We start from the raw sequence: 7,572 nt of genomic DNA on the forward strand, positions 1-7,572 counted from the left end.
ATGCCTCCCCGAATGTCACCCCAGTCCGCGCCAACCTCACCACGAGGCGGTCAGGGGTTGCCGTCCACTGCCGGCCAGAGTGCCTTCACCGCCCTCACCCGGCAGGCGCAGGGGCTGGGACTGCTGCGACGCCGCTACGGCTACTACTGGACGATGCTCGTCGGGGCAGTGGGCGTCCTCGTGGCCTGGGTTGCGGGGTTCATCAGGATCGGGGACAGCTGGTGGCAGCTCGGCATGGGCGTCGTGCTCGCCGTGATCATGACCCAGGTCGCGTTCCTCGGCCACGACGCGGCCCACCGGCAGATGTTCAAGTCGGCGGCGTGGAACGACTGGGTCAGCCTGGTCCTGGCGAACCTGCTCGTGGGCATCAGCTACGGCTGGTGGCGCGCCAAGCACAACCGCCACCACGCCAACCCGAACAAGCACGGTGCTGACCCCGACATCGCGCCGGGGGCGATCGCGCTCACCCCGGAGGCGATCGGGCGCCCTCGCCCCGCGCTCCTGCGCTGGCTCGTGACCCACCAGGGCTGGTACTTCTTCCCGCTCACCCTGCTGGAAGGCTTCTCCCTGCACTGGCAAGGCATCCGCGGGGTCGCCTCCAGCTCCACCATCTCCCGCCGCTGGATCGAGGCCGGGCTCCTGACCGTCCGGCTGGGTGGCCTCGGCGCGCTCGTCTTCGTGGTCCTACCTCCGGGCAAGGCAGCCCTCTTCCTCATCGTCCAGGTTGCCGTCTTCGGGATGTACCTCGGGTGCGCGTTCGCGCCCAACCACATCGGGATGCCCCTCGTCCCGGCGACGCTCAAGCTGGACTTCCTTCGCCGTCAGGTCCTGGTGAGCCGCAACATCTCGGGCGGACGCGTCATCTCGGTCCTGATGGGCGGCCTGAACTACCAGATCGAGCACCACCTGTTCCCATCGATCGCCCGTCCCCACCTGCGCCGGATCGCGCCACTGGTGGCCTCCTACTGCGCAGCCCAGCGCCTTCCGTACACCCAGACCAGCCTCCCGACCGCCTACCGGCACGTCACCCGACACCTCAACCAGGTCGGCCTCGCCGGCAACGACCCCTTCCTGTGCCCGTTGGTCGCGCAGCGCCGATCCATCGATCCCTGCTAGACCGGCCGCACACCGATCGGGCCGGGTGGCAGCGCCCTTCCCAACCCGACCGGGACGGTGAGCTCCTGTCTCCTCACCCGGCGAGGTGCGCCCACCGCGGCGAGAGCTCGCGCCAGGGCGCCGTCTCGACGACCCGGCCACGCTCGAGGACGACGACCCGGTCGGCCTGCGCCAGGGCGGCCGCCTTGCTCGTCGCGCCGATGACGGTCGCCCCGCCGGAGCGCAGTGCGGCCCAGAGCTCGATCTCGGTGGCCGCATCGAGCGCCGAGGACACGTCGTCCGCCAGCAGCAGGTCGGCCTCGCAGGCGAGCGCCCGGGCCAGAGCCAAGCGCTGCACCTGTCCCCCGGAGAGCCTGACCCCGCGGTGGCCGACGAGCGCCTCGGGGCCGCCGGCCTCGGTGACGTCCCGTGCCATGCGAGCCGTGGCGAGCGCCGGTTCGACGTGCCGGTCGGCGTGGTCGAGCGCGATGTTGCCGCTGAACGTCCCGGACAGCACGCGGGGCACCTGGGCGATGTGAGCGACGCGCCCGGGCCGCAGCTCGATCTCGGGCTCGTCCAGCGCGCGCCCGTTCCAGAGCACCTGGCCGGTGTGGGAGGTCAGCCCGGCCAGCGACGAGAGCAGGCTGGACTTGCCGGAGCCGACCTGGCCCAGCAGGAGCACCAGCTCGCCCGCCCGGACGGTGAGATCGACGTCCTGCACGCCGATGGTGCCGTCGTCGTGGACTGCGGTCAGACCCCGGAGAGTGAGGGCCCGCAGGGCCTCGCGCGGACCCGGCTGCGGGTCGTCTGCGGTGCCGCCCACGAGGTCCATGCCCGGTGGCAGGTCCATCAGGTCGCCTCCGCCGGCGAGCTCGCTCGTGGCGTTCATCCAGGCCCGCACGCCAGGGGCCTCCGTCACGACCGAGCCGGCGACCCGACCGAACCAGTCGAAGCCGCTGACGGCGTTGGCGACGAGAAGGGCGATGGCCAGCGGCCACGTGCCGTGGAGGAAGCCCGCCCAGGCTGCGACGACACCGCACTGGACCATGACGACCGGGACACCGTCGAGCAGGGCCTGGACCCGGTGCTCACGAACTGCGGCGTCGACGCGTCCCCCGTCGACCTGGTGCAGGTGCTGGTGCACCTGAGGAGTGGCTGCGGCGAGCTTGACCGTGCGGATCGACTCGAGCGCCGAGACCAGCGACCGCCCGAAGTTGGCCCGGGCCGTCGAGGCCGCGGCTGCGGAGCGCCCCGCCACCGGTCGGCCGAGCGTCGAGGCCAGCGCCGAGACGACCATGACCACGAGCAGCACCGCCCCGGCGAGCCACGTACCGGCGATCAACGCGGTCATCGAGGCGACCACGAGTCCGTTGACGAAGTCGACCCAACGGTCCGTGTAGCGGGCCAGCCGGTCGGCGTCCATCGTGCGGGCGACCACCTCTCCCGGTGGCGTCCGCACGAGCCGGCGCTGTGCGGTCTGGCCGGCGAGCACCGCGGCGCGCACGCGCAGCCGCACCTCGACCCACCAGTGGGGATAGGACCGGAAGGCCTGGGACAGCAGGAGCGGGCCCACCACGAGCGAGGCGACGAGGGCCGCCGTGAGCCAGCCCGGGTTCTCTCCGGCCTGCAGCCTCGTGACGACGAGGCCCCAGATCCAGCCGGTCAGGGCGCCGAACGCGCCGGTCAGTGAGGCGACGAGGAAGAGGGAGGCACCGAGCAGACCCCACTGCGGCTGGATGCGCACGGCGTGGAGCACCTGCCGGCTCAGGCTCGGGATGGGAGCCAACGTCGGGGGCTGCGGCGGGGTGGTGCTGCGGCGCACCGAGCCGATCGCGGTGTCGTCGTGGTGGTGCTCCTCGACGGCGACCTCGTGTGCTGCCGCCTCGAGCAGCCGGCGGAACGGCCCGTCACCCCTGGCCAGCCGGTCGCGTGGGCCGTGCTGGACGACGCGACCCGACTCGAGGACGGCGACCTGCTCGGCCCGCTCGGTGGTCGACAGGCGGTGGGCCACGAGGATGCCCGTCCGGCCCGAGATCAGCCGGTCGGCGGCACGCACCACGCGTGCCTCGGTGACCGGGTCCATCCGGGCCGTGGCCTCGTCGAGCACGACGACGCGCACCTCACGCACGAGCAGCCGGGCGAAGGCCACGAGCTGCTCCTCACCCGCAGACAGGGTCGTCCCGCCCGGGCCGAGCATCGTGTCCAGGCCGTCGGGCAGCCCGGCCACCCATTCGGTCAGGCCGAGCTCGGCGACGGCGGCCTCGACCCGGGCGCGGGGGACGTCGCCGAAGAGCGTCATGTTCTCCGCGAGCGTGCCGGCGAGGACCTCGGTGCGCTGGGTCACGACGCCGACGGCGGCACGCAGCTGCTGCAGGTCGAGGTCGAGGACGTCGGTGCCGCCCAGCAGCACGGTGCCGCCCAGCAGCACGGTGCCGCGCGGGGGCTCCACCGCGCGCGACAGCAGCGACGCGAGCGTGGACTTGCCGGACCCGGTCCGGCCGACGAGAGCGCACGTGTGTCCGGCCGGGACGAGCAGGTCGACGTTGCGCAGCGCGAAGGTTCCTGTGCCGTAGGTGAACTCGAGGCCACGGAACTCCACGTCGAGCGGCCCGTCGGGCAGCGGCAGCCCGCCGGTCGGCTCCGCCGGTGAGGCGAGCATGGCCCGCAGCCGCAGAACCGCACCGAAGCCCTCCTGCAGGTCGGGAAGGTGCCGCGCCAGCATGTCGACGCCGCCGACGAACATCGTCGTGACGAGGAAGAGGGTCACGAGCCGGGCTGTCGACAGGTCGCCGGCCAGCACGAGGGCGGTGCCGACCACCGCGACCGCGGCAAGTGCGCCATGGAGCAGGCCGCCGCTGCGTCGGGTGATCTTGGCCTCGACCTGGAGCACCCTGTCGAGGGCCGCGTGGACCCGGGCAGCCATGCGGGCGTTGCGCCGCAGCACGTGCGCCTGGCCCAGTGCGGTGCGCAGGTCGTCGCGGGCCGCGACGCCCTCCTCGGTGGACGCCGCATGGTCGGTCCACGCCGCCTCCTCGACGACCTTGCGCTCGGCGATCTGTGGCAGCAGTCTGCGGACGACCCAGTACGTCGCGAGACCGGTGAGCGGGAAGAGGACGGCGGCGGGCCACCAGGCGATGGTCGCGACCACCCAGAGCGGACCCGAGGCGAGGAAGGTGCGCACGGCCTGCCACACGCCCCACCGCATCAGCTGGCCGACCTCCCAGGTGTCGTCGTCGATGCGGTCGAGCACCTCACCCACGGCCTGCTCGGACAGCTCGGACAGCGGCTGTGCCATCGCGGCGTCGAGCAGGTCGGCCCGCAGGGTGCCCTCGGCGCGGTCGCACACCGTCGCCCACATCGTCTTGGCGACGGTGTCGATGACGGCACCACCGATGACGCACGTCGCCAACAGCACGACGAGCGTCGAGGTGGCGTGCTCGGCCAGCCGGCCGGCGACCATCGATCCCAGCGACGCCGCGACGGCGCCGAACAGGGACATCGTGAAGCACACGATCGTGAGCGGGCGACGGACGCGGCGCCAGTCGACGGGGACCCGGCCCTCCGGCATACGCGAGTCCCGCGGGGACCCGTCCGGCGTCGTGTCCCTCGCGTCGTCGTACCCCACCCTGGTCATCGTCACAGTCCTTGAACGCTACAGACGACCACGGACAGCGCGCCTCCCGTTTTCCGGCGGCTCCGGACCGCGACCGGCCCACAGGCCAACGGGCCACCGCGCTCCCCGACTGAAGGATCGGGACGCCACCGCTAAGGTCCAGTCGGTATGGAGCTGTCTGGGCCTCTGACCGACGGACGCATCGCCGTGCGCCCGGCCGTCCCCTCCGACGCGCCGGCCTTCCTCGGCTACAAGCGTCGGCCGGAGAGCCAGGCTTACGTCAGCCGCACCGTGGACACGCTCGAGCAGGCTCGCACGCTCATCACCGACTGCCGCGCCGAACCGGACTCGCTGCTGTGCGCGGTGGAGCTCGATGGCCGCGTGGTCGGAGACATCGGCGGCCGGCGCTACCGCCCGGAGTCACTGGGCCCCGAACCGACCGTCTGGGACTTCTACCTCGGCTACACGGTCGACCCCGACTGCTGGAACCGCGGTGTGGCCTCCGCAGCAGTGTCGCTGCTGGTGCCGGCACTGCACGAGGCGGGGCTGCGCAGGATCGTCGCCAAGACCTTCGCCGACAACGCCGCGTCCATCCGCGTGCTGACGAAGAACGGGTTCCGGCTCGAAGCCACCGAGCGCGCCGCCGTCCTCGGCAGGGATGGTCGGTGGCTGGACGACTGCACCATGGCCCATCTTCCCTAGAGTCCCCCACCCGCCACCCGAGACGAGGAGCCGACGTGGACCTTCTGCTCACCTCCGCAGGCATCACCAACGCGAGCATCCGTGACGCGCTCGAGCGCCTCCTGCCCAAGCCCATCGACGAGTGCGACGCGCTGTGCATCCCCACGGCGTCGCACGCCAACAGGGGCGGCCCCGGACAAGCGTGGAGCTTCGTCGCGGGCCGCGAGCCCGGCCACCTCATGGTCGATCTCGGCTGGCGGTCGGTGGGAGTCCTCGAGCTGACGGCCCTGCCCAGCCTCTCCCAGGACCACTGGGTGCCAGGGGTCCGCGAGGCCGACGTCCTGCTCGTCAACGGCGGGGACCCCATGTATCTCCACCACTGGATGCGCGAGTCCGGCCTCGCCGACCTGCTGCCCTCGCTCGACGCGCTGTGGGTCGGGCTGAGCGCGGGCAGCCTCGTCATGACGCCTCGGGTCGGGGACGAGTTCGTCCGTTGGCACCCGCCGACCGGCCGCGACGACGCGACGCTCGGCGTCGTGGACTTTTCGATCTGCCCTCACATCGACCACCCGAAGCTCCCGGGCAACACGATGGCCGAGGCGGAACGATGGGCCGGCACGATCGACAACCCGGCCTACGCCATCGACGACGACACCGCGATCGTCGTGCAGGACGGACGCGTCGAGGTCGTCTCCGAAGGGACCTGGAAGTACTTCCCCGGCCCGCGCTGATTGAGCCTCAGCGGCCGGCGACGACCCGCTTGGCCGGGCGCCCTCAGTCCCCTCGGCCCGCACGGGACTAGGGCAGCGTGGCGAGGAACACGTCACTGTAGGCGTTGGTGTCCTCAGGAAGCAGGTTTGCGGCCAAGGACGCGAAACCGACATGGGTGCCGTCAGAGCTGATCTGCGCCGAGCTGGAGTGCTTGCTGCCGGCTTTGCCGTCGGGAGCCGTGCTGACGCGCACGAGGTTCCCGGTCTGCATGTCCTTGACGATGATGTCGCTGTAGGCGGCGTAGTCCGGGTCGGCGACGAGGTTTGTTGCAGCCGAGGTGAAGGCGACGCGCTGGCCGTCCGCGCTGACCGATGCCTCTCCGGCCGCCACGTTCGCCGGTGCACCGAGAGGGTCGACGCTGACCAGCTCCGTCACGCCGGTGGAGAGGTCACGACGGAAGACGTTCTGCGTGCCCTTGGTATCCGTGGCCACGAGGTCCGAGGCCAGCGAGCTGAACACCAGGTACCGCCCGTCGTCGCTGAGGGTGGGGATGAAGGAGTCACCGTTCGCCCGTGTGCCCGTCTGGGTGACGCTCCCCATCGACGTGGTTCCAGCCTGTGTGTCCCGGACGAAGACGTCCCTAGCCGTGCCGGTGTCGGCGGGGTCGAGATTGGAGGCGAGGGACTCGAAAGCGACGAAGCGTCCGTTGGCGCTGACCGAGACGGATGCGAGGCCGCTGGGCCCGTCGCCCTGGGCGCCGGAGGTGGACACGCTCACGCGCGTGGTCACTCCGGTGTCGAGCGACCGCACGAACACGTCTCTCTGCCCGTTCGTGTCGCCCGTGACGAGGTTCGACGCGTCGGACACGAAGGCCAGGTGGTGTCCATCGCTGCTGAAGGCCCCCGGAGCGTTGCCACTGGCCGCATTGCCTGCGGATCCGTTCGACGCCACGCTCACCCGGGTGGTGGTCCCGGTCGCCAGGTCCTTGACGAACACGTCCGCCGCCTGGTTGGTGTCGCCGGCGACGAGGTTGGTCGATTGCGACGTGAAGGCAACGTAGCGACCATCCGAGCTGATGGCGCCCCCGCTGGCGCCCAGCTTGGGGAGGCTGCCGTCGGGCGCGAGGTCGACGATGCTGGTCTGGCCTGTCTGCATGTCACGCACGAAGACGTCCGACATGTCGTTCGTGTCACCCGCGACGAGATCCGATGCTCGGGACGAGAAGACCACCAGTCGGCCGTCCCGGCTCGGCGCGGCGGCATAGGAGTCGACGTTGCCGGAAGCTCCCGCCGGGTCGGCGCTCACCAAGGCCAGGGCGCCCGATGACACGGGACTGCTGCTCGGGTACCAGCCCATCACGTCGCCGATGAGGTTCGTCTGACCGCCGGAGGTCACCAACGACACCTTGCCGCCCGTGCCGACCTTGACGATGACGAGGTTGGCCACGGTCTGACCCGCGACGAAGTTCAGGT

5 protein-coding genes are annotated in these 7,572 nt (G+C 71.5%); 3 read left to right on the top strand and 2 right to left on the bottom strand.

Annotated features, from left to right (window positions below):
- Nucleotides 1-57 precede the first annotated feature (57 nt).
- Complete coding sequence (locus tag ABD831_RS03080; RefSeq protein WP_344941324.1) at nt 58-1,116, top strand: fatty acid desaturase family protein; 1,059 nt, start codon at nt 58-60, stop codon at nt 1,114-1,116.
- Between the two features lie 73 nt (nt 1,117-1,189).
- Here the strand turns inward: ABD831_RS03080 and ABD831_RS03085 are convergent, their stop codons facing one another.
- Nucleotides 1,190-4,729, bottom strand: coding sequence for an ATP-binding cassette domain-containing protein (locus ABD831_RS03085; RefSeq protein WP_344941326.1), 3,540 nt, complete (start codon nt 4,727-4,729; stop codon nt 1,190-1,192).
- Between the two features lie 147 nt (nt 4,730-4,876).
- Between ABD831_RS03085 and ABD831_RS03090 the strand changes: the two genes are divergently transcribed.
- Nucleotides 4,877-5,410 (top strand): GNAT family N-acetyltransferase, encoded by a 534-nt coding sequence (locus ABD831_RS03090; protein WP_344941329.1) that lies wholly within the window; start codon nt 4,877-4,879, stop codon nt 5,408-5,410.
- A 35-nt stretch (nt 5,411-5,445) separates the two neighbouring features.
- Entirely contained in the window at nt 5,446-6,120 is a 675-nt protein-coding gene (locus ABD831_RS03095) for a Type 1 glutamine amidotransferase-like domain-containing protein (protein WP_344941332.1), read from the top strand.
- Between the two features lie 67 nt (nt 6,121-6,187).
- Here ABD831_RS03095 and ABD831_RS03100 read toward each other — a convergent pair.
- Nucleotides 6,188-7,572, bottom strand: a 1,385-nt coding sequence (locus tag ABD831_RS03100; RefSeq protein ID WP_425582773.1) for a TolB family protein, incomplete at its 5' end; no start/stop codon positions are given.

The sequence above is a fragment of the Terrabacter ginsenosidimutans genome (genome assembly GCF_039539425.1).
Taxonomy (GTDB): domain Bacteria; phylum Actinomycetota; class Actinomycetes; order Actinomycetales; family Dermatophilaceae; genus Terrabacter; species Terrabacter ginsenosidimutans.

Excerpts from the sequence above, each read along its gene's own strand:
- ABD831_RS03085 (WP_344941326.1), bottom strand. The coding sequence starts at position 4,729 with ATGACCAGGGTGGGGTACGACGACGCGAGGGACACGACGCCGGACGGG.
- ABD831_RS03090 (WP_344941329.1), top strand. The coding sequence starts at position 4,877 with ATGGAGCTGTCTGGGCCTCTGACCGACGGACGCATCGCCGTGCGCCCG.